This is a genomic window from Halospina denitrificans (genome assembly GCF_004364635.1).
In the GTDB taxonomy this organism is placed as follows: Bacteria; Pseudomonadota; Gammaproteobacteria; order Pseudomonadales; family Oleiphilaceae; genus Halospina; species Halospina denitrificans.
In genome coordinates this window covers 306,232-331,848 of sequence record NZ_SOAX01000001.1, presented here as the reverse complement: position 1 = coordinate 331,848, position 25,617 = coordinate 306,232, and the positions used below count along the sequence as shown (strand labels likewise).

The window sequence follows — 25,617 nt, the reverse complement described above, 5'->3', positions numbered from 1 at the left end:
TACGATGAACAAGCACCCTATTGTCCGGAATAAACGGACCGTCCCGATCAGCGTCCTGGCGATGATGGCGGCCATGCCGGCGAGCCAGGCCGTGGCGGATCCGGTCACCGAGGCCATCAGGAATGGCGAGGCCTCGCTGAGTGCCCGGTATCGTTACGAGTTTGTCGACCAGGACGGCATTCCCAACGACGCCCACGCCTCCACCATCAAGACCAAGCTTGGCTATCGCACGGGCAAGGTCAGTGGCTTCAGCGGCTTCCTGGAGGCTGAAAGTGTGACCGCTATCGGATCTGAGAATTTCGCGAGCCCGACGAACAACGTCTCCAACCATCCCGTGGTCGCGGATCCGACCGAAACGGAGATCAACCAGGCCTACCTGCGATACCAGGGGCTCGCGGATACCGACATCAAGTACGGTCGCCAGCTCTTTACCCTGGACAACCACCGTTTCGTGGGGCACGTCGGCTGGCGTCAGAACGAGCAGACCTTTGATGCGGCCACCGTGGTGAACAAGTCTCTTGCGGACACGACCCTGACGGCCGGCTACATCCATAACGTCAACCGGCTGGTATCTGAAGCGGCCGGTCCGCGGGGCGATGACGGCATGCAGAGTGGCATCTTCAATGCGCGCTATGATGGGCTTTCCGCCGGATCACTGACCGCCTACAGCTACCTGCTGGACTACGACAGCCTCGACGCCGCCTCCACCAGCAGCTACGGCCTTCGTTTCACCGGCGACACAGCGTTGGGCGACAGCGCCAAGGCCCTGTACACGCTGGAATACGCACAGCAGTCCGACTACGCCGACAATCCCAACAGCTTCGATACGGATTACTACCTCATCGAAGGCGGGATCCAGGCCTCGGGCGTAACCGTCAAGCTGGGTCAGGAACTGCTGGGCTCGGACGACGGCAACGCCGCCTTCCAGACGCCGCTGGCCACACTCCATGCCATGAACGGCTGGACGGACAAGTTCCTTGGCACACCGGCGAACGGCCTGGTCGACACCTATGCCTCCATTGGCGGCAAGGCCGGGGGCATCAAGCTGATGGCCATTCATCACCAGTTCGAGAGTGACACCGCGAACCAGGATTATGGCACCGAAACAGGCGTACTAGCCGCCAAGCCGCTGAACGAGACCTACACACTCGGCTTCAAGGCCGCGAGCTACAGCGCGGATGATTTCAGTGTGGACACGGACAAGGCCTGGCTCTGGGTAAGCGCCAACTTCTGAAGATCAACACCCTTTCTCTTTCAGCTCAGTCTGTGCTTCACTCAACCCCATGAATCCAGCCGTCCTGGCCCGCAACGCAAACAGCGTCCACGCGGGCCAGGCATTATCGGAAAAGGGGATCAACTGATGAAGTTACGGTTTCTGGGCGGCGTCGACACGGTCACGGGGTCACGGCATCTCATGGAGACGGATCGCCATCGCGTTCTCGTCGACTGTGGGCTCTATCAGGGCGTCAAGATGCTGCGGCGCCGTAACTGGAAGGGTTTTCCGGAACCGCCCTCGTCCATTGACAGCGTGATCCTGACCCACGCCCACATTGACCACAGCGGTTACCTGCCGGTGCTGGTCAAGCATGGTTTCAAGGGGAAAATCCACTGCACCCAGGCCACCTACGAACTGTGCAGGATACTTCTTCCGGATGCCGGACACCTGCAGGAGGAAGATGCCCGCTACGCGAAGAAAAAGAAATTCTCCCGCCATGACAACCCGGAACCACTCTTCACGGTGGAGGATGCCAGACATGCCCTGGAATTCTTTGAGACCCATGCCTACAACAAGGAATTCTCGCCAACGGACGATATAACCGCCCTGTTCAGCCCCGCCGGTCATATACTGGGCTCTGCCTGCGTCCGGGTGCGCCACGACAACCAGAGCATTGTCTTCAGCGGGGATGTCGGGCGCCAGGCCGATCCCATCATGCGCCCACCCGAGGCCCTCCAGAACGCGGATTACCTGTTACTGGAGTCCACCTATGGCGACCGGCGACACAGCACTGAGGACCCGGAAGAAACCCTGGCCTCGATGATCAATCAAACCCTGGCCCGGGGCGGTATTGCGCTGCTTCCCGCGTTCGCGGTGGGGCGGGCACAGATGCTTCTGTACCTGATCCATAAACTGCAGAAGGAAAAGCACATCCCCGATGTACCCGTGTTCCTGAACAGCCCCATGGCGATCTCCGCAACAGAGCTGTTCCTGCACCATCACCACGAACACCGGCTCAATGAAGCACAATGCGCGGCTATCGATGAAAACACCACCTTCGTGCGATCCGTGGACGATTCCATTGCGCTCAACCAGCGCCGCAAGCCGGCCATCATCATCTCGGCCAGCGGCATGGCGACGGGTGGCCGGGTCCTCCACCACCTGAAGTCACTGGTGACTGACTACCGCAACAGTGTCATCTTCGCCGGCTTCCAGGCGCCGGGAACACGCGGTGATGCCATGGTGAACGGCACCGACCGGATCAAGATCCATGGCGCCTATTACCCAGTCAGGGCGGAAGTCCACAACATCGATTCACTCTCGGCCCATGGGGACTATGAGGAAATCCTTGCCTGGCTGAAGCAGTCCGACATCCGCCCCCGCAAGGTATTCATCACCCACGGGGAACCCTGTGCCGCGGACGCCATGCGCAAGCACCTGGAGGACGAACTGGGCTGGAACGCGGAAGTCCCGGAACTGAACAGCGAGGTGGACCTCTAGCCCGGCTGTTGCGGATCCTCGGGGTCGCAGCACAGGGAGCGTGCAAAGGCGGGACTGATGTCCTCGAAGTCCTCCGCCAACCCTTCCTGCAGGGCCTGGAACGCCTCCTCCGGGGACTCCACGAAGCGGAAGAGTTCCAGGTCCTTCTCGTTGATCATCCCGTAACGCACCAGCGCCTGGAAGTTGATGACCTCCTCCCAATAGGCACGCCCGTAGAGAAACACGCGGATGGGGCGCGACAGCTTGCGGGTCTGGGAAAGCGTGAGGATCTCGCACAGCTCATCCAGCGTACCCAGCCCCCCGGGGAACGCGATCATGGCCCGGGCCAGGTGCGCAAACCACAGTTTTCGGGTAAAGAAATACCGGAACTCCAGGGTCAGCTCGGGGGTAATATAATCATTGGGGCGCTGTTCATGGGGGAGCCCGATATTGAGCCCGACCGACGGACCACCGGCATCGGCCGCGCCCCGGTTGGCCGCCTCCATGATGCCGCCACCGCCACCGGAACAGACCACGAACCTGTGTGCCGGCGATTCCATTGCATTCGACCACTCGGTAACCCGGCGCGCCAGCTCCCGGGCCTCCGTGTAATAGTGCCCCATGGGGCCATCCTCGCGCAGCCGCGCCGAGCCGAAGAAAACGACGGTATCCCTTATACCCGCGCTCTGGAAGGCATCCAATGGTTTGAGGTATTCCGCCAGGATCCGAATGGGGCGGCCTGCATCACTACTGAGAAAGGCCTCATCCTCATGGGCAAGATTGGCGCGTTTGGTCATGCTCAGCCTCAACAACGGTTATCGGAAACCAGAGCATCGGCCCCGGCCACGGAATTTTCAAGCGATATGCCAACAACCTGTTGCAGTGACGCCTGTAACGCCTAATCTGGGGGAAAGCGGCAAACAGCTGCAGGAGGTCATCCATGGGCCAGGAAATCGATCGCTGTGAGTTCAGCGAGGAGGACCGGAAGCATTTCGGGGAACGGCTTGATGACGAGACCCGGCAGCTGGAAGCCTGTTTCCGGGAGAACCGCTTCGCCAGTGCTCCCGGAACCTGCGGCCTCGAGCTGGAGGGCTGGCTGGTCGACCGCAACGCCGAAGCGGCCCCGGAAAATGAAGCTTTCCTGAAAGCGCTGGACAACCCCCTGGTGGTCCCGGAGCTGTCCCGCTTCAACTTCGAGATCAACACAAAGCCGGAGCCTCCGGCGCCCCGCATGTTCCGCCACATGCACGATCAGCTCCAGGCGACCTGGACGGCCTGCGAACAGACCGCCCGCACCCTGGGACTCTCCCCCCTGCACATCGGCACGCTGCCGACGCTGAAGGACGACGTCATGACGCTGGCCAACATGTCGCCCATGCAGCGGTACTACGCCCTGAACCAGGAAGTGCTGCACAACCGCCAGGGCTCCCCGCTGGCCATCGACATCAAGGGGAGTGAGGACCATCTGCACGTGGAGCACAGGGACGTGATGACGGAAGCGGCGACCACGTCACTGCAGATTCATCTCCAGCTTGAAAACAGCAGCGCCGTGCGCTTTTACAACGCGGCCCATATCCTCTCGGCCCCGATGGTCGCGCTCTGCGCCAACTCTCCCTACCTGTTCGGCCACGAACTCTGGGAGGAATCCCGCATTCCGCTCTTCGAACAGGCCGTGGCGGTTCCCGCCTTCTACGACAGGGAGGCCCACCTGATCGAACGGGTCACCTTCGGCACGGGCTATGCCGTCGACTCACTTATGGAAGTGTTCCGTGAGAACCGCGATTCCTTTCCACCGCTGCTGCCGCTGCTCTACCCGGAAGGCAACCACAGGCTGGAGCACCTGCGCCTGCACAACGGCACCATCTGGCGCTGGAACCGGCCGCTGATTGACGTCGACGGGGAGGGCAGTCCCACGCTGCGCCTGGAACACCGGGTCGCTCCGGCCGGCCCCTCGCTGCCGGACAGCATCGCCAACATCCTTTTTTTCTACGGTCTGATCCATCACCTGGCGGAACTCGACGACGCGCCCGAGCATCGCCTGGGCTTCGGGCCCGCCGCCGCCAACTTCTACCGCGCGGCCCGGAAAGGCATGACGGCTACCGTGTTCTGGCTCGACGGGCACGAATACAGCTTGCACGATCTTCTGCTCAATGAACTGATCCCCGCCACCGACCGGAGTCTGAGACAACTCGGCATCGCCGACCAGGACATACAGACCTACCTGCATGACATCATTGGCGAACGGGTCCGTACAGGCCAGACGGGCGCCGCCTGGCAGCGGGGCTATATCGCCCGGCACGGGCGTGACTTCAGGGCCATGACCCAAGCGTACCAGGGCAACCAATCCAGACAGATACCGGTGCACCAATGGACACTCTAGATCCGGATCGCCCCACGCACATCAGACACCTGGACCGCCTGCCCAGGGGCTTCCTGGACTGCCCGGTCAACCGGCTGGACACGATCCTGGACGGCCCCACGCTCATACGTCTTCGCGGTGAACGCCAGCCGCCGCTGTTTGTATCCATTCTGCTGCACGGCAATGAAGTCTCGGGATTCCTGGCCCTCCAGATCCTGCTGCGCGACTTTCACGAGAAAAACCTGCCACTTCCGCGGGACCTCTGGATCTTCGTGGGCAATGTGGAAGCCGCCCGCTATGGGGTGCGCAGGCTTCCGGGCCAGCCGGACTACAACCGCATCTGGGCCGGAGGCGAGCATCCGGAATGCCGTATGGCGGAACAACTGCTGGAGGAGCTGTCGAGCCAGCCCCTGTTTGCGGCCCTGGATGTGCACAACAACAGTGGCAGAAACCCGATCTACGGCTGCGTGAACCGGCTGGATCCGCGCTACCTGAACATCGCCCGCAAACTCAGCAATACCCTGGTCTACTTCACGGAGCCCCACGAGGTGCTGGGGATGGCGCTGTCCCGCCTGTGCCCGACCGCCACCTTCGAATGCGGTATATCCGGCCTTGCCGAAGGCATCAACCGGGTGGTCCGGGTCGTGAATGAGCTTCTTGTCGAAGAGGGGATCAGCGATGCCACCCTGGTGGGTGAGGATCTCCACGTCTTCCATACCGTGGCCCGGATCACGGTGGATGAAACCGCAAGCCTGGGATTTGGTGAACAGACCCGGCGTTATGACCTGTGTTTCCCCGAGGACCTCGAGTCCCTCAACTTCCGCTACCTCCAGCCCGGCACCCTGCTGGGCTGGAAGGCGCCGGGAAGCCCGGGGCTGACCGTGAGGGACAACGACGGCCGGGACGTGCACCAGGACTACATTCGCTATGAGAACGAACGGATCCTGACACGCCGCCCCTGCCTGCTGTCCATGCTCACCGCCGACATTACGGTTATTCACCAGGACTGTCTGTGCTATATCATGGAACCCTATCCACTACAGACCTGAATTGACCGCCGCCGCGATTCAGGCCAAGGTACGTCCATGAAGCTGTACGGACCCATTGTCAGACTCTTTTCCATCTTCAACCACCTGTACTTCACCAGTATCCGCTCCCACAACGAGGAGCGGGTTCCGGAGTCCGGCCCGGTAATCCTCGCCTCCAATCACCCCACCTCCATCCTCGATGCCATACTTCTGGCGACCCAGAACCGCCGCAAGATCCACTTCCTGGCCAAGAGCGGGCTATTCCGCAACCGCATTGTGGCGGGGCTGCTTTACGGGGTCGGCGCCATCCCCGTCTACCGCTCCCATGAAACCCGGGACGCAGGCAGCCGCAACGTGGAGGTATTCGAAAAGGTCTACGAGCTTTTCGAGCGTGGTGGTTGTCTGGGCATCTTTCCAGAGGGCAGTAATTCCCCGGCGCGGGGAATCGGGGAAGTCCGTCCCGGCACTGCACGAATGGCCCTGGCGGCGGAAGCCCGCAACAATTACCGGCTGGGGCTGAAGATTGTGCCGGTGGGGCTGAACTTCGAGAATCGGGAACTGTTCATGTCCGCGGTACTGCTGCGTTACGCGGCGCCCATACGGGTAGCTGACTACGCGGAGCTGCACCGGAAAGACCCCGAGGAAGCGGTGGCGCGGCTGACGGCCCACCTTCAGGAATCATTGCGCCGTCAGACCCTGCACGTGGAAAACGATCAGGTGCGTGCGTTGGCGACGGATCTCGCCGAAGCACTGGGTCAGGACCCCATGCAGACAAAGGGCGGGAACACGGAGGCCACGGATGCGGACAACCGGCAACCCTCGCGCATCAAACGCTGGATCTGGAAGCTGCTTGACTGGTATCACCCGGATGCGGGTGACGTCGATGCGCCCCTGGAAACACGGCTGCATAATGAACAGTACCTGACCGATGTTCTCACCCGGGCAACCGCGAATGATCCCGAAGCGGTCCAGCTCCTGAGACGCCAGGTCGACCGTTACCAGGCCCACCTGCACCAGACCGAACTCAGCCAGGTGGTCAAGCAATCCCTGAACGAGCCCGTGCGCGAACGCCTGATCCGGCTACGGATGACCATCTATGCGATCGCCATGGCACCCCTGGCCCTGTTCGGGCTTGTACACAATGCCATTCCCTACTTCTTCACCAAGTACACGGCCCAACTGAACCGGGACGAGGCGATCCGGGCCTTCGCCTATTTCGGCATTGGCTTCCTGGCCTTCATCATCAGCTACGGAGGCTTTGGTTTCTGGCTCTGGTATTCAGCGGAGATGGGCTGGAAAGGCATTCTGGGCTACCTCGCGACCCTGCCGCCAACCGGATTCATCACGCTGCGTTATCGCCGTGACATCCTGGTCTACCGGGAAAAGATCCTGGTCAGGACTTTTTTCTGGGACCAGCAGGAACTGCTGCAGCTGCTTCAGCGTGAGCGCCAGGAAGTCGTCGAACGCTTCCGCACTCTCACGGGCGAACCGAGGGAAACCCCCCAGGGCTGACATAACGGTAACCCACATTTTTTGACTTCACTCAACCGGTTACCCTAACGTTCGCTGGCCAGCATATCCCGAATGGCCTGAAGAGTATGTGCTCATGCCCGAACCAGCCACATCACGGCGCCTCTGGAAAAGGAAGATCCTGAAAGCCGTTGCCCATGGGCGGCGTCATCCCTATTTTTTTGCAACCATCGGATTTGTTGGCGGCCTCGCCAGTTTCCTGATGGTCGATCGCCAGGCGAGAACGGCTGGGATCATTGCGCTTTTGATGCTTGCCGGCTGGGTGTGGCTGTTGCTGGAAGAGCCCATCCGGCGGCTTGTCAGGGTGACAACAGGGTTCACTATTCCGCCAACCCTGCTCCGGTACACCACCCAGATCGTGCACCAGGAAAGCTTCTTCTTCGTCCTGCCTTTTTTTGCCATCACGACCACCTGGACCAGCCCGCAGGCCGTATTTACGGTGATGATCGGCATTGCGGGCCTGATTTCCATCATTGATCCCCTCTACCACGGCCGACTGGCCAAACACCGGTGGCTTTTCCTGGCCTATCACTGCCTTGCCCTGTCCGTGGTCCTGCTGACCGCGCTGCCCATCATTGTTCATCTCACCACCTGGGAGAGCTACGCGATAACCACGGCACTGACCGTGACACTGGCGCTTCCAAGCATCATCCAGGTCGTGCCTCTCGGCGGCATGCTGAAGGGGGCGGGCATGGTTGGCATCGTGCTTTCACTGGGCGTGATCGCGTGGGTGGCAAGACCCGCCGTTCCGCCCGCAACACTCTGGCTGACCGACAGCACCATTACCCATGTTGTGGACCAGGACGATCTGACGGCGGGACGCAGCCTCCGCCATCCGTCTGCCGATAACGTCCTGGAGCGGGGCCTGTATGCCTATACCGCGATACGGGCGCCACGGGGTCTGAACGAGAGGGTCTACCACGAATGGATTCATGAGGGACACACCTATGACCGTATCCCACTGGAGGTGACGGGAGGGCGAAAGGCGGGTTACCGCGCCTGGACGCACAAGCTCGTTTTCCCCCCGAATCCGGAGGGCCAATGGCGGGTCAGGGTGACGACAGAGTCGGGGCAGATGCTGGGCGAGGTCCGCTTCCGGATCTCGGAATAGGGGGAGGATGGCCGGACCCCAATGGGCCCGGCCCGCGAATCACAGCTCCTGCTTGGTGGGGCGGATGATCATCTCATTCACGTCCACATCGCCGGGCTGCTCAATGGCATAGGTGATGGCACGGGCAATGGCGTCGGAGCCAATGGCCACGGAATACAGGTCACCGGCGGCCTGCTGGGCGCCCGGGTCCGTGATGTGGTCCGTCAGCTCCGTATCCACCGCACCGGGGGAGATATTGGTTGCGCGGATCTCACCGTTGGACTCCTGGCGAATGCCCTCGGAGAGCGCCTTGACCGCGTACTTGGTCGCGCAGTAGACGGCCGCTCCGGGGAAGACGGTGTGGCCGGCCACGGAAGACAGGTTGATGATATGGCCCGACTGCTGCTCACGCATGGTGGGCAGGACCGCCGCCAGGCCGTACAGAACACCCTTGATGTTAACGTCGATCATCGTGTCCCACTCATCCACCTTCAGCTTGTCCAGTGGCGCGAGCTGCATCAGGCCGGCATTGGCCACCAGCACATCGATGCGTCCGTAGGTCTCGCGTGTCTGATCCGCCAGTGACTGCATGGCACTGCGATCGGTTACATCCACCACCTGATAGCTTGCCTCGCCCCCGTTGGACTTGATGGACTCGGTGAGGTCCTTCAGCCGATCCTCACGCCGGGCCGCCAGCATGAGTTTCGCGCCCTTGTCGGCGAGCATGCGGGCCGTGGCTTCGCCCAGGCCACTGCTCGCGCCTGTGATGATGACTACTTTATTGCTGATCTCTGACATTCGGGTACTCCCTGCTCAGAATTTGGATTTCGTGTCTTACTGGCTTTCGTCCAGCGTGGGATAGTCGGTGTAGCCGCGCTCGTCACCGCCATAAAAGGTGCTCTGATCCCACTCGTTAAGTGGGGCATTACGCCGGAAACGCTCAACCAGATCCGGGTTCGCGATAATCGGACGCCCGAAGGAGACCAGGTCACAGCGACCAGCCTCAATCCGCTCCATGGCTTCCTCCCGGGTGTAGGCGCCATTACCAATGTAAACGCCGTTGAACGCCTCGCGGATCGCATCAATGACGCTCTCAGGACGGCCGTTCTCGTGGTTGCCCTGGAAGGAATCCTCGACCACCTCAATGTACGCCAGTCCCGCCTCGTTCACCTTGCGTGCCAGCGCGCGATAGGTGCTGTGAGGATCCTCATCATGCATGCTGTTGAAACTGCCCGTCGGGCTGACGCGGATGCCGATACGCGCGGCGGGCCAGACTTCCTTGACCGCCTCGACCACCATCATCGGGAAGCGCAGGCGGTTCTCCACGGAGCCACCGTACTCGTCCGTGCGGTGGTTACTGCCGGAACGGATGAACTGGTCGAGCAGGTAACCGTTGGCCGCGTGGATCTCGATGCCATCAAAGCCCGCTTCCCTGGCGTTTTCGGCACCCTTGCGGTACTGCTCCACAATTCCGGGCAGCTCATCGGCTTCCAGTGCCCTCGGAGTCGGGATATCCACCATGCCGGACTCGGCGCTGATGAATACCTGCGAGCCTTCCGGCTTGATGGCGGAAGGGCCAACCGGCAGATCACCGCCCGGTTGCAGCTCGGGATGCGAGATCCGACCCACATGCCACAGCTGAGCGTGCATCCGGCCACCGGCGGCGTGCACCGCGTCAGTCACCTTGCGCCACCCGGCCACCTGCTCCGGCGTGTAGATGCCGGGGGTGAAGGCGTAGCCCTTGCCCTGCTGGGAGACCTGGGTGGCCTCGCTGATGATCAGGCCCGTGCTGGCGCGCTGGGCGTAATAGGTGGCATTCATGTCACTGGGCACATCGCCGGGCTGACCTGCCCGGGCCCGGGTCAACGGTGCCATGACAATGCGGTTGGGCAGTTCAAGATCACCCAGCGTCAGTGGTTGGAAGAGTGGGTTGGTGGTGTCCGTCATGAGCAATTCTCCTCATTCTGTGAATACCTGTTAATTAGACAGGTCTACTATAAATCCGGCAAAAATGGATCAGGGTTGAAGCACCCTTGAAAACAACAGGTTGCGGAAATGGGTGAGTGGCTCGCTGGAGCGTGTCAGCTTGGACCGCAACAAAGCACCCTGCCAACCGGAAAGTAACAGCGATGCTGCTTCTCTCGGATCGAGTTCCGACGCAACCTCACCCTGTTGCTGGCCTTCCGCAATACAGTCCCGGAAGCGCTGTTCCCAGGCCGCGAACACATCGTTCAGCCGCTCCCGAAACGCGTCGTTCTGGGCTGCGAGTTCCTGGCCCAGGTTCCCGATCAGACAGCCTTTCGAGTAGTCGCTTGCAGCGACGTCCCCGGCTGCCGTATCCAGATAGAGTCGAATACGCTCCAGGGGCGTTCGCGTGTCATCCCCCAGTGTTGCATCCAGACGCTCCCTGTAGCTTTCGGCATAGGCATCAATGACCGCCAGCCCAAAGTCGTTCTTACTCTTGAAGTAATAATAGAACGACCCCTTGGGTACGCCGGCCTCATCCAGCACCGTGTTGATGCCGGTTGCCCGGAAGCCGTTGCGCAGGATCAGTTCCGCGCCGCTCTGGATGATGTGTTCTCGGGTTTCGTTGCCTGTCATGATTTTTATATTAGACCAGTCTCCTAGTAATCGTCAAGATACCTCCGGAAACAGCGCCGCCTTTGATTGAATCTCAGCGAGTCCCTCCGTCCTCCGATTGCTGATCTTCCGCGTCCCTGGCCTCGAGCAACGCTTGCAGACGTTCATACATAATGGCCTCGTGCAGTTCCTTCTGGCGGATTTCACCGCGCAGGTCTTTCAGGAGTGAGGCCGCCATGAAGATCATGAGAATCATGAAGGGGAAGGCGGCCACGACAGAGATGGTCTGGAGCGCCGCCAACCCGCCACTGACCAGCAACAGCCCGGCCACCAGCACCTGGATAACACCCCAGGTCAGGCGCATAAGGCGACTGGGGGCCAACACACCCCGACTGGTAAACATGCCCAGCACAAAGGTTGCGGAGTTGGCGGACGTTATGACGAAGAGCACGATCAGCACCAGGATCGTAATCCCGAGTATCTCCGTACCGGGCAGCGACTCCAGGGTGAGGAAGAGCGCCGAACTCATTTCCCGGACCACCGCGTCCCCGATCGCCGCTCCCTCGAACAACTCGAAGTAGAGTGCGGAACCACCGAAGGTCGCAAACCAGAGCATACTGAGCAACACCGGCACCCCGATTACACCCAGCACAAATTCACGCACGGTTCGACCCCGGGAAATACGGGCAATAAAGCTGCCTACGAAGGGCGCCCAGGAGAGTCCCCAGGCCCAATAGAAGATGGTCCAGCGCTCCACCCAGTCATCCCCGGTGTAGGGGCTCATCACGAAGCTCATACCGATCATGTTGGAAAAGTAGTCCCCGAGCGCATTGGTCAGTGCCGCCGTGATGAAGTCGGTGGGGCCGAAGAAGAAAACAAACAGCAGCACCAGGGCGGCCAGGAGCATATTGGCGTCACTGACATAGCGCACGCCACTCTCCAGCGGCATCATGGCACAGAGCAGGAAAATAACGGTCACACCGGCAAGAATACTCAGCTGCTGATCAACACCGAATTCCACCCCGGCCACCGCCGACAGGCCACTGTTGATCTGGATAACCCCCAGCCCCAGGGTGGTTGCCACGCCAAAGACCGTGGAAACCACGGCCAGCACATTGATGCCATGACCCACGCCGCCATCAACGCGGTCCCCGAGACTGGCCCGGAAGGTTTCACTGATCAGGCCGGGGCGTTGCTGGCGAAAGCGCACATAGGCAATCGCCAGCCCGACCACTGCAAAGTTCGCCCATTGGTGGAAACCCCAGTGAAAGAGCGAATACTGCATGGCCAGACTTGCAGCCTGCGGGGTCTGGCTTTCAGCAATGCCGAGAGGCGGGCTCATGTAGTGACTCATGGGCTCGGCAACGCCCCAGAAGACAAGCCCGACGCCCATGCCCGCCGAAAAGATCATGCCCAGCCAGGTGGTATAGGGGAACTCCGGCGCCTCGCCATCGGCACCCAGCCGGATATGGCCATAGTTGCTCAGCCCAATGCCGACGCAGTAGACCAGGAAGCCCGTGGTGGTGAAGAGATAGAGCCACCCGAAATGATCGGTGGTAAAGTCCAGTGCCTTCTGGGAGCCCAGTGCAAGCTGCTCGGGCTGCTGAACGCCGAGGCCCAGAAACAGCGCCAGCACGCCCACCGACAGAAAGAACACCCATCCCGGCCAGGGTAGCGCCATCAGCCATTGCTTCGTCCTTGAGACAGCGCTGGCCATGGATCTAGAAGCCTTGGCCCAACAGCCCAAGGACGCCCAGGGCGATCAGATAGCCCGCGACAATATAATTCAAAAGCTTGGGAAACAGCAGTATGCCGATACCAGCACCCAGTGAAATGATCGGTGCGAGATCAATATGAAGCGTCATGGGGATTTTCTCCTTGTGCACGTAGACAGGATTCTGTTCGTATCCTCTCAGACCATAGCGCCGTTAGGCTACTATAGGGCTTATTATTTAAGCGATCACTTGTTAGGCTGAACCGCCATAACGGGGTTTCCTACCAGCGATCAGCCGGGGATTACGATTTGGCAACAACGCGCAGTAACGGACTTGAGTTGAGCGGCCCATCTGTACGCCTTTACTCCGTAGCCGTGGTTTGCCTGCTCCTGATCACAGGCTGTGCGTCTTCCCGGGAGGAGATCCCTGCGCCAGTGGCGCCGCCGGAGAGTTTCTCAGACTCCGGTGATGCCACCATGCCCGATAAATGGTGGCGTGCCTTTGATGATGACCCCCTGAATCAACGTGTGGACCGGGCGCTGGGCTCCAATCTCGACCTCAGGGTCGCCTGGCAGCGTCTTCGCGAGGCGCGCGCTGTGCTCGATCGGGAGTCCGCCTCCCTCTTTCCGGACCTTGACGCAAACGCGGATGCGGAGACCCGTCGCGGCAGTGAACGCGGCTCTGATACCGAGCAGCTACAGCTGGGACTGAGCTCCAGCTATGAGGTGGATCTGTGGGGACGCATCGGTTCCCGGGTTGATGCCGAACGATTCCGGCTCCAGGCCAGCTACGCCGACTACCAGACAGCGGCACTTTCGCTCTCGGCGGAAGTGACCCGGACCTGGTATCGCCTGATGGAGGAACGCAGCCAGCTTGAGCTGATCAACAACCAGATCCAGACCAACCGCGACGTACTGCGACTCATTGAAACCCGTTTCGGCAGTGGCCAGACACAGAGCGCCGACGTGCTTCGCCAGCGCCAGCTGCTTGAGTCCACCCGGGAACAGAAACTGACGATCGAGTCCCGGATACAGGTTTTCGAACACCAGCTGGCCGTGCTTCTGGGAAAACCGCCACGCAGCGCAATTGACCAGGCAGGACGCTCGCTCCCGGAACTGCCTCCATTGCCGGAAACCGGACTCCCCGTGGAACTTGTTCAACGGCGCCCGGATGTCCGCCGTGCGCACAACCGACTGCGAGCCGCCGACGCGGCTCTCGCCGCCGCCATCAGCAACCAGTACCCGCGCCTGACCCTCAATGCCTCCGTCTCCACCCGGGAGAATGATGCCAATGACCTTTTTGACAACTGGGCAAGCGCCTTTGCCGGCAACCTGGTCGCCCCGCTGATCGACGCCGGCCAACGCGATGCCGAGGTGGCACGGAGCCGGTCCATCAAACAGCAGCGGCTGTTCGAATACGGCCAGACCATCCTGACCGCTTTCCAGGAAGTCGAGGACGCTCTTATCCAGGAAAAAAAGCAGCGCCGGCGTATCGAGAGCCTGGAGGAGCAGCTGCGCCTCGCAGACGCCACCTACGAACAGCTCCGTCTCGAGTATTTCAACGGCGTCACCGATTACATTGATGTGCTGAATACCCTGACGGACCGTCAGGAGTTACGCCGAAACCTGCTGTCCGCGGAACTGGAACTGCTGGAATTTCGTATTGCCCTCTACCGCGCCCTGGCGGGCGGCTTTGACACGGGGCGTGAAACCGGAGAACTGAGCCACAATGAGTGAAGCCGTCAACGACAGTGCTGCCAGGCCAGAAACCGGCCGGGCCGGCTGGTTCAAGACCACAATCATCTCGATACTGATCCTCGCCCTGGGCGCCGGGCTGATCTGGTTCATATTCCGGACCGAACCCAGTGCCACCCGCAGCGAGGCACCGCGGGACACCGCCATGCTGGTCGAGGTGACGGAAGTGACCAAAGGCACCTTCAGGCCGACGATTACCGCCATGGGCACCGTCCAGCCCGCCCGCGAGGTTGTCCTCAGACCCCGGGTCAGCGGCATGGTGGTCAGCCATGCGCCCGAGCTCACCCCGGGGGGCATCGTGGAGGAAGGCGAGACCCTGGTGCGGATTGACCAGGCGGATTATGAAACCACGCTGCAGCAGCGCCGGAGCGAGCTGCGACAGGCCAGGGCGGACCTGGAGGTCGAAAAGGGGCGCCAGAACGTGGCGGAGCAGGAATTCCAGCTGCTGGACGAGGAGCTGTCAGGACCCAACAGGGCGCTGGTGCTGCGACAGCCCCAGCTCGATTCCGCCCAGGCGGCCGTGGAGGCGGCCGAGGCGGCGGTCCGCCAGGCACAGCTGCAGCTCGAACGGACGCGGATCAAGGCCCCCTTCGACGCTCGGGTGCTGACCAGGGAAGTGAACACCGGCTCCCAGGTCAGTACCGGTGAATCCCTGGCACGGCTGGTGGGCGTGGAAACCTACTGGGTGGAAACCACGGTGCCGACGGACAAACTGCGCTGGCTCTCGTTTCCGGACGGATCGAACAGCGAGGGCGCCGCTGTTCGGGTCCGCAACAACACCGCCTGGCCCGAAGGCGTCCACCGCGAGGGCCGCCTCTATAAACTGGTGGGGGAACTCGAAGACAATTCCCGCATGGCGCGGGTTCTCATCACCATTGATGATCCCTTTGGGCTGGATTCAGGCGAAGCCCGCAAACCGCCGCTGTTGATTGGCTCCTACGTGGAGAACCACATCCAGGGACGCGCCATTCAGGACGTGGTCAAGCTGGACCGCAACTACGTACGCCGGAACAATACCGTCTGGGTGATGGCGGATGGGGAGCTCGCCATCCGTGATGTGGAGATCCGGTTCCAGGACGCCGAGCATGCCTATATCAGCAGCGGATTGGATGACGGCGACCGCGTCATAACCAGTCACCTGTCCACCGTGGTTGACGGTGCCGACGTCCGGCTCGAGGACGCTGAAGAATGACGGATCGCGAGGGTTGGACTGGTCCCATAACCTGGATGGCGCGCAACTCCATTGCCGCCAACCTGCTGATGGTCATCCTGCTTGCCGGCGGTATCTGGACCGCCTTCGAGATCCAGAAGTCGGTCTTCCCGGAGTTCCGCCTGGATGTGGTTGAAGTCCAGGTGGAATACCCCGGCGCCGCGCCGGAAGAAGTCGAAGAGGGCATCCTGCTGCCGGTGGAAGAGGCCGTGCGGGGGCTGGAGGGCATCAAGGAGATGACGTCCACCGCGCGGGAGGGCACCGGCACCATCCTTCTTGAACTGGTGCCCGGCACGGAGCGGATGAAAGGACTCCAGGACATCGAGCAGGCTGTCGACCGCATCCGTACCTTCCCCGACAACGCCGAGGAACCCCGGGTCCGACTGCAGGGGCGCAGCCATAGTGTCATCGAAATGGCCATCTACGGTGACGTCGATATCTGGACATTACGCCAGCTTGCCGAACAGACCCGGGATCGCCTGCTGAGCGAAGGCGACATCACCCAGGTGGAAATCAGCGACGTGCCGGATTACCTCACCCAGGTCGAGGTTCCGCAACGCGTGTTGCGCGAGCACAACCTGACCCTTGGCGAGATCGCCTCCATCATCGAGCAGTCCAGCCGCGATATTCCGGCGGGGGCCATCGAGACCGAAAACGGCGAGATCCTGCTGCGGATGCAGGAGCGCAAGCAGTGGGCCGATGAATTCGGCAGCATTGTGATCAAAAGCAGCGACTCCGGCGGGGACGTGACCCTGTCCGACATCGCCCGGATCCGGGACGGCTTTGACGAGACCGGTTTCCATGCCCGCTTCAACCGCCAGCCTTCCGTGGAAATCGAGATCTTCCGCACCGGCTCCCAGTCCCCCCTGGAAATATCCGCGGCGGTCAAATCCGTGATGGCCGAGCTGGAGACCACGCTCCCTGACGGCGTCAACCAGCGCATCGACAGCAACCGGGCCCAGCACTTCGAGGACCGCATGACGATGCTGCTGGAAAACGGGGTGCTCGCCATCGTCATCGTACTGGTGATCCTGAGCCTCTTCCTCGAATACCGCCTCGCCTTCTGGATCATGATGGGCATGACCACCTCCTTTATCGGGGCCATCGTCTTCCTGCCGTTGATCGGTGTCAGCATCAACATGATCTCCATGTTCGGCTTTCTCATGGTCCTGGGGATCGTGGTGGACGATGCCATCGTGGTGGGTGAGAACATCTACGAGTACCGTGAGCGCGGCATGGACTTCATGACCGCCGCCATCAGGGGCGCCCAGGATATTGCAGGACCGGTGACGTTCAGCATCCTGACCACCATCGTTGCATTCACGCCGCTGCTGTTCGTGCCCGGTACCATGGGCCAGTTCTGGTGGCCGCTGGGTGCGGTAGTGATCACCGTGCTGGCCATTTCCCTGCTTGAGGCGCTTTTCATCCTGCCCGCCCACCTGGGCCACAGTGGCCGTGGCAGCATCACCATCTTCGGGCACTGGCTGCACGGACTGCAGCGCATCGTCTCCCGATGGTTCCAGGCGCTGATCGACCGGGGCTACCGCCCGCTGCTGGACGCCTCCCTGCGCTACCGCTATGTCACCCTGACCACGTCGGTGACACTGCTGCTGGTGGTGGGCGCCTACGCCAGCAGTGCCCACATGGGCATGATCATGATGCCCGAGGTGGAGGCCGACGAGATTGAAGCCGGCGTCTCCCTGCCCGTGGGCACCACGACGCGGCGGGCCGGCGAGGTGGCCATGGCGATTACCGAATCCACCCACCGGATGTTCGAGAAACACGACCTCCACGAGCAGGCCGAGGGCATCAAGACCAATGTCCGGGGCCAGCGCAGCATTGATGTGGAGATCGTCCTCAAACACTCGGACGATCGGACCATGAGTGTCGACGAGGTTATCGAGCTGTGGCGCGAGGAAATCGGCGACTTTGAAGGCGTGGACCAGATCACCTTCGAGGCCGAGCAGGGGCCCGGAAGCTGGCGTGATGACATCAGCGTTGACCTCAGTCACTCCGATATTGATGTCCTGGCCGAGGCAAGCCAGGTTTTCTTCGAGCGCATGGAGGAATTCTCGGAGACCCGGGATGTCAACGACAGCTATACGCGGGGTAAGCCCCAGTTTGACTTCAAGCTGCGTCCTGAAGGGCGGGCCCTGGGTCTGACCTCCTCCGAGGTCGGGACCCAGGTGCGCAATGCCTTTTTCGGCGCCGTGGCACTGCGCCAGCTCCGGGGCACCAATGAAAACGAGATCCGCGTGCGGCTCCCGGAGGCGGAACGCCAGGACCTTCACTACCTGGAGGATTTCGTCATCCAGATCCCGGATGGTGGCGAGGCCCCGCTCATGGATGTGGCCCGATTCGACCGGGGTGAAGCCTTCCGCTCCATCGACAGGCGCGATGGCCGCCGCGTCATCACCGTGGGTATGGACGTGGAACCCAAGAGTGCCTCCGGCCGCATCGTCCAGGCCATCCAGACGGACGTGCTGCCCCAGCTTCGGGCCGACTTCCCCGGCATCACCGCCAGCTTCCAGGGCAGCCAGGCCGACATGCGTGAATCCACCAGCGCCCTCTGGGGCGGATTCGGGCTGGCGATGGGGGTGATCTATGCGCTGCTTGCCATTGCCTTCGGCAGCTATATGCAACCACTGATCGTCATGACGGCCATTCCCTTTGGCGCCGTGGGCGCCATTCTTGGGCACATGCTGCTGGGTCACGACCTGTCCCTGGTCAGTATCATGGGCATTGTGGCGCTGTCTGGCGTAGTGGTGAACGACTCCCTCATCATGGTGGACTACGCCAATCGCCAGCGCGGCACCACCTCGGTCATGGATGCCATCTACCAGGCCGGCATCCGCCGCTTCCGGCCCATCCTGCTCACCACCCTGACGACCTTTGGCGGGCTCACCCCGATCATCCTGGAAACCTCGCGCCAGGCGGCCTACCTGATTCCCATGGCCGTGTCCCTGGGCTTCGGCATCGTGTTCGCCACCGCCATCATCCTGATCATCGTGCCCTGTCTGTACATGATCCTCGAAGACGGGCTCCACATCTTTCGCCGCCTGACGGGCGCACCAGGGTCTGGCTGACATCCCATATCCTGTGCCTGGCATGAAGGCAGGCACACAGGATATGGAATCAAGCCTTGTGTGAACGACAGATTTGCCCTATCTTGTAAGCACCTGCAACGAGGGGAACACCGGTGAGAATCCGGGGCTGTCGCGCAACGGTATGGCGGAATCAACCGCCGAGCCCGAGTACCTCCGCAGGAAAGACTGGAGCCTTCGCGTCAAGGGTGAAAGGTCGGATTGGAGTACCGGGCCATTGCGCCGCTCCGTCCCGCCATCATACTGCTCCGCGTTGGCTTCTCCCTACGGAACGAGACACAGGAGAAGCCCGTGACTGGAACCAACGTTTTTCCCCAACAGGCATTTGCCCCCGAAGTGGCCGCCCGCGCCGCCAACTGCTTTGACATCCTGGTGCTGAAGAGCCGCATGACGGACAGTGCCCAATGCCTGCTCAGGGCCATGGGCGTGCACATTGATGAACGGCCTTCCACCGGCATGCCGGGCCCGCCTGTCTACCACCTCTGGGCACCGGAACCCCGCCCGAGCGTTACCTGGCTCGACCCGCACCAGGCCGATGCCTTCATCGATGCCCTGCTGGCCGAGAACCATCGATTCCGCTCTCCAGAGTGGGTGGACCTCATGCTGTGCAGCCACCGGGCGGGAACGCTACGGGATATGGATGAGGGCATTGAACTGGGTGAGCAGGGCATCGATGTTGGCCTGGTGCTCAGGGATCTGCTGCATTATCCGAGTGCCTGATCCCACCCGGCTCCGTCGGTGGAATGGTTGATTTCCCGGATACCAGGCTGAGCCGGGATCAGGCAGAATAGGGCCCGGACCCGTCGCAGTGATGACTTCCCGAGGCCCTGTTTCCATGATACCCCGCAGAAAAAGCATACCATTCCTTCCCGGCCTGATCTGTGCACTGTTCAGTGCGCCCTCGGCGGCCGGAACCCTTGGTATCGCCTGGGATAACGATCTTCTGACCGGTTCCGACAAGGGCTATACCAATGGGATACGTGCGTCCTACCTCACCACGGCTGCCGAAAAGGATCACAACTGCCGGTTCTGCCTGGCGAAGAAGGCGCGCGATCAGCTCTTACCCCTGCCCGGAATCGGCGGGGAGGGCCGTCAGCATGCCCTGGTGTTAAGTCTCACCCAGCTGATGATCACACCCGAGAACATCGAAGCCCGCGCTCCCCAGTTCAATGACATTCCCTACACGGGGTACCTGTCCGGCCGGGTCGGCCTCTGGAGCTGGAACGAGGACCGGATTACCGGGTATGGAATGCTGCTTGGCGTGGTTGGCCCGGAATCCTACGCGGAACAGAGCCAGAAACAGGTCCACCGAATCACCGGCAGTACCGATCCCAACGGCTGGGACAACCAGCTCGGCACGGATGTCATTGCGGGCGTGGGCGCGACCCATGCGCGACGATTCTACAATTCCGGGGATCCGGAGCACCTTGAACAGGATATGGGCTGGGTAACCAGCCTGCGTGCCACCAACTTCCTGAGTGATGCCCGCCTCGGTCTGAGCTGGCGTATGGGAAGCCACCTGCCCATCAACTTCATACCCGACTACGCCGGAATTTCCTCATCAATCGGGTTGCCGGGCGCTCTTAATGTTTCCGAAAGTGGCTGGTCGGTTTTCGCCGGGGTGATGGCGGAGTGGATTCCCTATTCCTACATCGATGACAAGGCGGAGAACTATCGCTACAACCAGAAAGCCCTGGTCGGCCATGCCGGCATTGGCGCGGGCTGGCACGCCCCGGGTTTCCAGGCAACCCTGAGCTTCCGGACAACCAGTTCCCAGAACAAAACCAACAAGGCCCCCCTTACCTTCGGAACCATCTCCCTGACCTGGCGCCTCTAGGCGCCCATTGCGGTTTTATGTCATGTCGCCTTCCGCTATTATTGGCAGGCGCTTTTTCCTGACACCCCGGTGCCACGATGTCCTGGTTCGAATACCTGCTTCCCTATGACTTTTCGCCGCTGACGCTGCTGGCCTTCCTGGCGGTACTGGTCCTCTATATCCGTGGCCTCAGGGCGCTTCCGGTTGCGGAGAGACCCGGCGTACTGCGTGTTGGAACCTTCCTGCTGGGAGTGCTGCTCTGCTACGCGGTCATGCATACGCGGTTCGACTACTATTCGCAGTACATGTTCTTTGTGCACCGCGGCCAGCATCTGGTCCTTCACCATCTGGGCCCGATGCTGATCGCACTCTCGAACCCACTGCCGATACTGCGCTATTGGGGGAACCGAATTCCTCAAGCGGCGTCGCCCTACCTGGCACCGCTGGGCTGGATCTATCGAGTGCTTCAGCAGCCCTTCATTGCTGCCTTCCTGTTCGTGGGACTGATCTATTTCTGGCTCTGGCCCAGCATGCATTTTGATGCCATGCTCAGCCGCCAGCTGTACTGGGTCATGAACTGGTCCATGCTGCTGGATGGATTACTCTTCTGGTGGCTGATCTTCGACCCGCGCTCCCCCTACAGCTCGGGGGCCCTGTCTTATGGCATGCGCATCCTGCTCCTGATCCTGGTTATCGTTCCCCAGCAGGTCCTGGGCGCCTGGATCGTCTTCAACCGGGGCATGGTCTACGACGTGTACGAGGTCTGCGGCCGGGCCTGGCCCATGGCGCCGGAGACCGACCAGCTCATCGGCGGCATCCTGACATGGATTCCGCCCTCCATGATGAGCGGCATTGGGGTGCTCATCATACTGGGCCGTTTGCTCCACGACGGGGGTTCCGTCAAACCCTCATCCGAACTGAACGTACAGGGCACGAACGCATGACAGTCCGCAACGCCACACCATCGCGCTCCCGCCGGCTCCTGACCACTCTCCTGCTGACAGCTCTGCTCGCCGGCTGCTCATCCGGCCATGACTGGAATGGAAAGGACATCAGCGGCCTGATGCCGGAACTCGCGTTCGAGCTTACGGATTCCAGCGGTGAGACCTACAGGGCGGAAGAGGGGGAAGGGAGCATTCGGGTCATGTTCTTTGGTTTCACCAATTGTCCGGATATCTGCCCGACAACCATGGCCAGGCTCAAGGGCGCCATCAACCAGATGCCGGATTCCCTGCAGGACGAGGTCACAATGCTTTTCGTCAGCGTGGATCCCAAACGCGATACTCCCGATAAGCTCGGGGAGTACGTTGGTTTCTTTGGTGACGACATCAAGGGACTGACCGGCGATGAGAAGACCCTGCGAAAGCTGGCGAAGCGCTATCGCACCACCTTCGGTTACAACGAACCGGACGAGAACGGCGATTATGACGTCTCCCACAGCAGCGCGGTCTACGTCTTCGATGATGAGGGCAGGGCGAGACTGCTACTGCGATCCCAGCTTTCCCGCGACGAAATCAGTGAGGACCTGACCACCCTCGTCCGGGAGACAACCGGCTAGGGGGATCATCGTAACTTGCCTCCCAACTGGCGCAGCGGCTAGTCTGTCATTAACGGATGTACAGATATTGTACAGCGCGCTGGGAGGCGACATGACCACCACCGGTAAAACCCTGGCTGCGACTCACGCCACCCTGTTCCTGTCACTGGTTGTTGCCATCCTGCTGGCAATGTTCGCCCCGCGGTGGGTCCAGACAGAGGCGGGCGCCTGGGTGGTGGGCATCCTTGCCCTGGTTTTTGTGGCCACGCTGCTGATCCTCACCTCCATTGCCTCCTTCGCCGACAACATCGACAACAATTCCTTCAGCTACCTGCTGCGCAAAAGCACCCTGGACACCACCTTCTATCCCTGGGCCCTGGCGGCCTACATGGGACGCTGGTTCCATCCCGTTGATGACCTGCAGTCGCCGCTCGGGGTCTGGGGACCCGTCCTGCTCATGGCCACCACCTGGGGCATGGTGGTACTCGGGGATGTCATGCGCCGACGCGGAAAACGCATCTGGCCCTGGCTTGTGGTCTCGCTCGGGTTCATCGCCGGCAGCCTGACCTGGCCGGCATAGGGGGATCGGACATGCTCAAACAGCGCCTGATGATTCAGATTGGCATTGCCATGGCGCCCATCACCGTCGTGCTTCTGGATGTGCTGCTTGTGGGGCCGGATTCTGGCAACGAACTGGTACAGACCATCCGCTCAACCGGAGCGACCCCATTCATTGCATGGACAGTCGCGCTCTTCATGGGCCATTGGTTCCACCCGGTGGACGGCCTGAAGCCAGTTGTCCCCGAACCCTGGAACTATGCCCTCTTCGGCGGACTGACCCTGCTGATAGGCATCCTGGGATTCTGGGTTATCGACGCGGATGTGTTCTCCGACTGGCTGCCAACGCTGATGGTGGTTCTCGGGTTTGGAGCGGGTTCGCTGTTATGGCCGGTGTGATTTAGACTCCGGATATGATCCGACTCCATCACCAGGGACGCTTATGGCTTCACGACTCCTTTTAATGGCCGTGCTCACGGTCTTCGTGTCACCTCTTTCCGCCGAGATATACCAATGGAAGGATGATCAGGGCAATGTCCATTTCTCCGACGAACCCCCGCCCGACTCAGAAGCGGAAACCCAAGAGGTGACACCGGACACCAGCGCCATCAACACCGACTCCGACGCGGTGAAACAACGCAAGGCCAAACAGAGGCAGTACCTTGATGAGCGCCAACAGGAACGCGAGCAGCAGGCCCGGGAAAGAGCGGAGCAGGAGCAGGAGCAGGCCCAACAGGAGGCACGTTGCCGCGAAATGCGAGGCCGCATCAAGCACATGGAGCGTATGTCCCGGTTCTACGTCATCAATGACGACGGCAGCCGATCCTATGTCTCCGAGGAAGAAGCCCAGCGCGTGCGCGCACGCCGAAAGCGGCAGTACGAGGAAGCCTGCGGATAACCGGTGGCGTATTTCATTCACTCCCCAAGGGAGTGAAGAGCGTTACAACAGGTAACATCCCGCGTCGGTTTCTGATAGACTCCGCCACCTTCGGAATGCCCCAGATGCATCTCCCGCCACACTGATCCCGGCTGGCCGCCCGGATTCCCGGAATGCCCGCTGTCTGAATGATCCGTCAGGTAACGCTGCCGTGTGGTTGGCCTCACTCCCTGTTGAGGCGCTGTCTTCCTGTTGTCAAATGATCGGAACATTGCATGCTTAACGCTCTTCGCACGACCTGGTTATCGAACGTCCGCGGCGATCTGCTCGCGGGTATTGTTGTTGCCCTGGCCCTGATCCCCGAGGCCATTGCCTTCTCCATCATCGCCGGCGTGGACCCCAGGGTGGGCCTCTACGCCTCCTTCTGCATCGCCGTGGTCATCGCCTTTGTGGGCGGACGCCCCGGCATGATCTCCGCGGCCACCGGTGCCATGGCACTGCTCATGGTCAGCCTGGTGCGCGAGCACGGCCTGGAGTACCTGCTTGCCGCCACACTGCTGACCGGCGTGCTCCAGATCATCGCGGGGCAGCTGCGCCTGGCCAACCTGATGCGGTTTGTCTCACGCTCCGTCGTTACCGGTTTCGTGAATGCCCTGGCCATCCTGATCTTCCTGGCCCAGGTTCCGGAGCTGACCGACGTCACCTGGCATGTCTACGCCATGACCGCCGCCGGATTGGGCATCATCTACCTCTTTCCACTGCTCCCGAAAATCGGGCGGACCATACCCTCGCCGCTGGTCTGCATCGTAACCCTGACCGCCGCCGCCATGGCCATGGGCCTGGATATCCGCACCGTCGGCGATATGGGGGAACTTCCAGACACCCTGCCGGTCTTCCTCTGGCCCGATGTCCCGCTGACGCTGGAAACCCTGATGATCATCCTGCCCTACGCGGTGGCGCTGACGGTGGTTGGACTGCTGGAATCCATGATGACCGCCACCATCGTGGATGACCTGACCGATACCACCAGCGACCGCCATCAGGAGGCGAGGGGCCAGGGCATCGCGAATATCGGCGCGGGCCTGCTTGGCGGCATGGCGGGCTGCGCCATGATCGGCCAGTCCATCATCAATATTAAATCCGGTGGCCGTACCCGGCTGTCCTCGCTCGCGGCGGGCGTTTTCCTGCTGACAATGGTGCTGGTGGTGGACGACTGGCTGGTGCGGATTCCCATGGCCGCGCTGGTGGCGGTGATGATCATGGTCTCCATCGGGACCTTCAGCTGGGAGTCTGTTCGCAACCTGAAGGAACACCCGCTGTCCAGCAATATTGTGATGGTCGTGACCGTTATCGTGGTAGTCGCCACCCACAATCTCGCCTATGGTGTACTGGCGGGTGTGCTGCTCGCAGCCCTGTTCTTTGCCCACAAGGTGGGGCAGTTCATGGTGGTGCGCTCGAGCCTGGATGAAGCCAGCGATACCCGCACCTACAATGTGATCGGCCAGGTATTCTTCAGCTCCTCGGAAAAATTCGTGGATGCCTTTGACTTCCGGGAAGCCGTGGGCAAGGTGGTCATCGACCTGAGTCGCGCCCACTTCTGGGATATCACGGCCGTCAGCGCCCTGGACAAGGTCGTGCTGCGCTTCCGTCGTGACGGCGCGGACGTCGAGCTGATCGGCCTCAACGAGGCCAGCGCCACCATCGTCGACCGCTTTGCGGTCCACGACAAGCCCGAGGCGGTCGACCAGCTGATGGGGCGCTGAG

Annotated in this window: 23 protein-coding genes; 17 read left to right on the top strand and 6 right to left on the bottom strand. The window is 61.3% G+C overall.

Translation table 11 applies throughout. The annotated features are described in order from the left end of the window. The first annotated feature begins 4 nt into the window (after positions 1 to 4). Positions 5 to 1,234, top strand: coding sequence for an alginate export family protein (locus DES49_RS01590; protein WP_243864808.1), 1,230 nt, complete (start codon positions 5 to 7; stop codon positions 1,232 to 1,234). A gap of 126 nt (positions 1,235 to 1,360) precedes the next feature. Then, positions 1,361 to 2,716, top strand: coding sequence for an MBL fold metallo-hydrolase RNA specificity domain-containing protein (locus DES49_RS01585; RefSeq protein WP_133734626.1), 1,356 nt, complete (start codon positions 1,361 to 1,363; stop codon positions 2,714 to 2,716). Here the strand turns inward: DES49_RS01585 and DES49_RS01580 are convergent. Continuing rightward, positions 2,713 to 3,492 (bottom strand): LOG family protein, encoded by a 780-nt coding sequence (locus DES49_RS01580; protein WP_133734625.1) that lies wholly within the window; start codon positions 3,490 to 3,492, stop codon positions 2,713 to 2,715. The genes DES49_RS01585 and DES49_RS01580 overlap by 4 nt on opposite strands. Positions 3,493 to 3,635: 143 nt before the next feature. On the opposite strand from DES49_RS01580, the gene DES49_RS01575 reads away from it, so the two are divergent. From DES49_RS01575 to DES49_RS01560, 4 genes are all read left to right on the top strand, one after another. Continuing rightward, positions 3,636 to 5,075, top strand: a complete 1,440-nt coding sequence (locus DES49_RS01575; protein ID WP_133734624.1) for a glutamate-cysteine ligase family protein — start codon at positions 3,636 to 3,638, stop codon at positions 5,073 to 5,075. Further along, complete coding sequence (locus DES49_RS01570) at positions 5,063 to 6,103, top strand: M14 family metallopeptidase (RefSeq protein WP_133734623.1); 1,041 nt, start codon at positions 5,063 to 5,065, stop codon at positions 6,101 to 6,103. The genes DES49_RS01575 and DES49_RS01570 overlap by 13 nt, the downstream gene beginning before the upstream one ends. 36 nt (positions 6,104 to 6,139) lie before the next feature. Then, entirely contained in the window at positions 6,140 to 7,594 is a 1,455-nt protein-coding gene (locus tag DES49_RS01565) for a 1-acyl-sn-glycerol-3-phosphate acyltransferase (protein WP_133734622.1), read from the top strand. Positions 7,595 to 7,688: 94 nt separating this feature from the next. After that, complete coding sequence (locus tag DES49_RS01560; protein ID WP_133734621.1) at positions 7,689 to 8,723, top strand: DUF5924 family protein; 1,035 nt, start codon at positions 7,689 to 7,691, stop codon at positions 8,721 to 8,723. A gap of 39 nt (positions 8,724 to 8,762) precedes the next feature. Here the strand turns inward: DES49_RS01560 and DES49_RS01555 are convergent, their stop codons facing one another. From DES49_RS01555 to DES49_RS01535, 5 genes are all read right to left on the bottom strand, one after another. Continuing rightward, positions 8,763 to 9,500 (bottom strand): SDR family oxidoreductase, encoded by a 738-nt coding sequence (locus DES49_RS01555; protein ID WP_133734620.1) that lies wholly within the window; start codon positions 9,498 to 9,500, stop codon positions 8,763 to 8,765. A 36-nt stretch (positions 9,501 to 9,536) separates the two neighbouring features. Continuing rightward, positions 9,537 to 10,649, bottom strand: coding sequence for an alkene reductase (locus DES49_RS01550; protein WP_133734619.1), 1,113 nt, complete (start codon positions 10,647 to 10,649; stop codon positions 9,537 to 9,539). Between the two features lie 69 nt (positions 10,650 to 10,718). Beyond that, positions 10,719 to 11,303 (bottom strand): TetR/AcrR family transcriptional regulator, encoded by a 585-nt coding sequence (locus DES49_RS01545; RefSeq protein ID WP_133734618.1) that lies wholly within the window; start codon positions 11,301 to 11,303, stop codon positions 10,719 to 10,721. A 73-nt stretch (positions 11,304 to 11,376) separates the two neighbouring features. Then, positions 11,377 to 12,963, bottom strand: a complete 1,587-nt coding sequence (locus DES49_RS01540; protein ID WP_133735014.1) for a BCCT family transporter — start codon at positions 12,961 to 12,963, stop codon at positions 11,377 to 11,379. A 40-nt stretch (positions 12,964 to 13,003) separates the two neighbouring features. Beyond that, on the bottom strand, positions 13,004 to 13,147 hold the full coding sequence (locus DES49_RS01535; protein WP_133734617.1) for a DUF3096 domain-containing protein: 144 nt from the start codon (positions 13,145 to 13,147) through the stop codon (positions 13,004 to 13,006). A gap of 224 nt (positions 13,148 to 13,371) precedes the next feature. Between DES49_RS01535 and DES49_RS01530 the strand changes: the two genes are divergently transcribed. From DES49_RS01530 to DES49_RS01480, 11 genes are all read left to right on the top strand, one after another. Then, complete coding sequence (locus DES49_RS01530; RefSeq protein ID WP_279591370.1) at positions 13,372 to 14,733, top strand: efflux transporter outer membrane subunit; 1,362 nt, start codon at positions 13,372 to 13,374, stop codon at positions 14,731 to 14,733. Further along, positions 14,726 to 15,943: an efflux RND transporter periplasmic adaptor subunit gene (locus DES49_RS01525; protein ID WP_133734615.1), complete on the top strand. Its 1,218-nt coding sequence runs from the start codon at positions 14,726 to 14,728 to the stop codon at positions 15,941 to 15,943. The genes DES49_RS01530 and DES49_RS01525 overlap by 8 nt, the downstream gene beginning before the upstream one ends. Then, the gene (locus DES49_RS01520; RefSeq protein ID WP_133734614.1) at positions 15,940 to 19,047 is read left to right on the top strand and encodes an efflux RND transporter permease subunit; all 3,108 of its coding nucleotides are present in this window, start codon (positions 15,940 to 15,942) and stop codon (positions 19,045 to 19,047) included. The genes DES49_RS01525 and DES49_RS01520 overlap by 4 nt, the downstream gene beginning before the upstream one ends. A 309-nt stretch (positions 19,048 to 19,356) precedes the next feature. Next, positions 19,357 to 19,785, top strand: coding sequence for a hypothetical protein (locus DES49_RS01515; RefSeq protein ID WP_133734613.1), 429 nt, complete (start codon positions 19,357 to 19,359; stop codon positions 19,783 to 19,785). A 115-nt stretch (positions 19,786 to 19,900) separates the two neighbouring features. Beyond that, the gene (locus DES49_RS01510; protein WP_133734612.1) at positions 19,901 to 20,902 is read left to right on the top strand and encodes a lipid A deacylase LpxR family protein; all 1,002 of its coding nucleotides are present in this window, start codon (positions 19,901 to 19,903) and stop codon (positions 20,900 to 20,902) included. A gap of 77 nt (positions 20,903 to 20,979) precedes the next feature. Then, on the top strand, positions 20,980 to 21,825 hold the full coding sequence (locus tag DES49_RS01505) for a cytochrome c oxidase assembly protein (RefSeq protein WP_133734611.1): 846 nt from the start codon (positions 20,980 to 20,982) through the stop codon (positions 21,823 to 21,825). Further along, on the top strand, positions 21,822 to 22,439 hold the full coding sequence (locus tag DES49_RS01500) for an SCO family protein (RefSeq protein WP_133734610.1): 618 nt from the start codon (positions 21,822 to 21,824) through the stop codon (positions 22,437 to 22,439). The genes DES49_RS01505 and DES49_RS01500 overlap by 4 nt, the downstream gene beginning before the upstream one ends. Positions 22,440 to 22,530: 91 nt before the next feature. Then, positions 22,531 to 22,998 (top strand): hypothetical protein, encoded by a 468-nt coding sequence (locus DES49_RS01495; RefSeq protein ID WP_133734609.1) that lies wholly within the window; start codon positions 22,531 to 22,533, stop codon positions 22,996 to 22,998. Positions 22,999 to 23,009: 11 nt separating this feature from the next. Then, positions 23,010 to 23,375 carry a hypothetical protein gene (locus tag DES49_RS01490; RefSeq protein WP_133734608.1) on the top strand — a complete coding sequence of 122 codons (366 nt, stop codon included), beginning with the start codon at positions 23,010 to 23,012 and terminating at the stop codon, positions 23,373 to 23,375. A 43-nt stretch (positions 23,376 to 23,418) separates the two neighbouring features. Beyond that, positions 23,419 to 23,874 carry a DUF4124 domain-containing protein gene (locus DES49_RS01485; RefSeq protein WP_133734607.1) on the top strand — a complete coding sequence of 152 codons (456 nt, stop codon included), beginning with the start codon at positions 23,419 to 23,421 and terminating at the stop codon, positions 23,872 to 23,874. Between the two features lie 254 nt (positions 23,875 to 24,128). Beyond that, positions 24,129 to 25,616 carry a SulP family inorganic anion transporter gene (locus tag DES49_RS01480; RefSeq protein WP_133734606.1) on the top strand — a complete coding sequence of 496 codons (1,488 nt, stop codon included), beginning with the start codon at positions 24,129 to 24,131 and terminating at the stop codon, positions 25,614 to 25,616. Position 25,617: the final 1 nt, after the last annotated feature.

What these genes read in the sequence shown, in the direction of transcription:
- DES49_RS01590 (WP_243864808.1), top strand. Translation starts at nt 5, where the DNA reads ATGAACAAGCACCCTATTGTCCGGAATAAACGGACCGTCCCGATCAGC.
- DES49_RS01585 (WP_133734626.1), top strand. Translation starts at nt 1,361, where the DNA reads ATGAAGTTACGGTTTCTGGGCGGCGTCGACACGGTCACGGGGTCACGG.
- DES49_RS01580 (WP_133734625.1), bottom strand. Translation starts at nt 3,492, where the DNA reads ATGACCAAACGCGCCAATCTTGCCCATGAGGATGAGGCCTTTCTCAGT.
- DES49_RS01575 (WP_133734624.1), top strand. Translation starts at nt 3,636, where the DNA reads ATGGGCCAGGAAATCGATCGCTGTGAGTTCAGCGAGGAGGACCGGAAG.
- DES49_RS01570 (WP_133734623.1), top strand. Translation starts at nt 5,063, where the DNA reads ATGGACACTCTAGATCCGGATCGCCCCACGCACATCAGACACCTGGAC.
- DES49_RS01565 (WP_133734622.1), top strand. Translation starts at nt 6,140, where the DNA reads ATGAAGCTGTACGGACCCATTGTCAGACTCTTTTCCATCTTCAACCAC.
- DES49_RS01560 (WP_133734621.1), top strand. Translation starts at nt 7,689, where the DNA reads ATGCCCGAACCAGCCACATCACGGCGCCTCTGGAAAAGGAAGATCCTG.
- DES49_RS01555 (WP_133734620.1), bottom strand. Translation starts at nt 9,500, where the DNA reads ATGTCAGAGATCAGCAATAAAGTAGTCATCATCACAGGCGCGAGCAGT.
- DES49_RS01550 (WP_133734619.1), bottom strand. Translation starts at nt 10,649, where the DNA reads ATGACGGACACCACCAACCCACTCTTCCAACCACTGACGCTGGGTGAT.
- DES49_RS01545 (WP_133734618.1), bottom strand. Translation starts at nt 11,303, where the DNA reads ATGACAGGCAACGAAACCCGAGAACACATCATCCAGAGCGGCGCGGAA.
- DES49_RS01540 (WP_133735014.1), bottom strand. Translation starts at nt 12,963, where the DNA reads ATGGCGCTACCCTGGCCGGGATGGGTGTTCTTTCTGTCGGTGGGCGTG.
- DES49_RS01535 (WP_133734617.1), bottom strand. Translation starts at nt 13,147, where the DNA reads ATGACGCTTCATATTGATCTCGCACCGATCATTTCACTGGGTGCTGGT.
- DES49_RS01525 (WP_133734615.1), top strand. Translation starts at nt 14,726, where the DNA reads ATGAGTGAAGCCGTCAACGACAGTGCTGCCAGGCCAGAAACCGGCCGG.
- DES49_RS01520 (WP_133734614.1), top strand. Translation starts at nt 15,940, where the DNA reads ATGACGGATCGCGAGGGTTGGACTGGTCCCATAACCTGGATGGCGCGC.
- DES49_RS01510 (WP_133734612.1), top strand. Translation starts at nt 19,901, where the DNA reads ATGATACCCCGCAGAAAAAGCATACCATTCCTTCCCGGCCTGATCTGT.
- DES49_RS01505 (WP_133734611.1), top strand. Translation starts at nt 20,980, where the DNA reads ATGTCCTGGTTCGAATACCTGCTTCCCTATGACTTTTCGCCGCTGACG.
- DES49_RS01500 (WP_133734610.1), top strand. Translation starts at nt 21,822, where the DNA reads ATGACAGTCCGCAACGCCACACCATCGCGCTCCCGCCGGCTCCTGACC.
- DES49_RS01495 (WP_133734609.1), top strand. Translation starts at nt 22,531, where the DNA reads ATGACCACCACCGGTAAAACCCTGGCTGCGACTCACGCCACCCTGTTC.
- DES49_RS01490 (WP_133734608.1), top strand. Translation starts at nt 23,010, where the DNA reads ATGCTCAAACAGCGCCTGATGATTCAGATTGGCATTGCCATGGCGCCC.
- DES49_RS01485 (WP_133734607.1), top strand. Translation starts at nt 23,419, where the DNA reads ATGGCTTCACGACTCCTTTTAATGGCCGTGCTCACGGTCTTCGTGTCA.
- DES49_RS01480 (WP_133734606.1), top strand. Translation starts at nt 24,129, where the DNA reads ATGCTTAACGCTCTTCGCACGACCTGGTTATCGAACGTCCGCGGCGAT.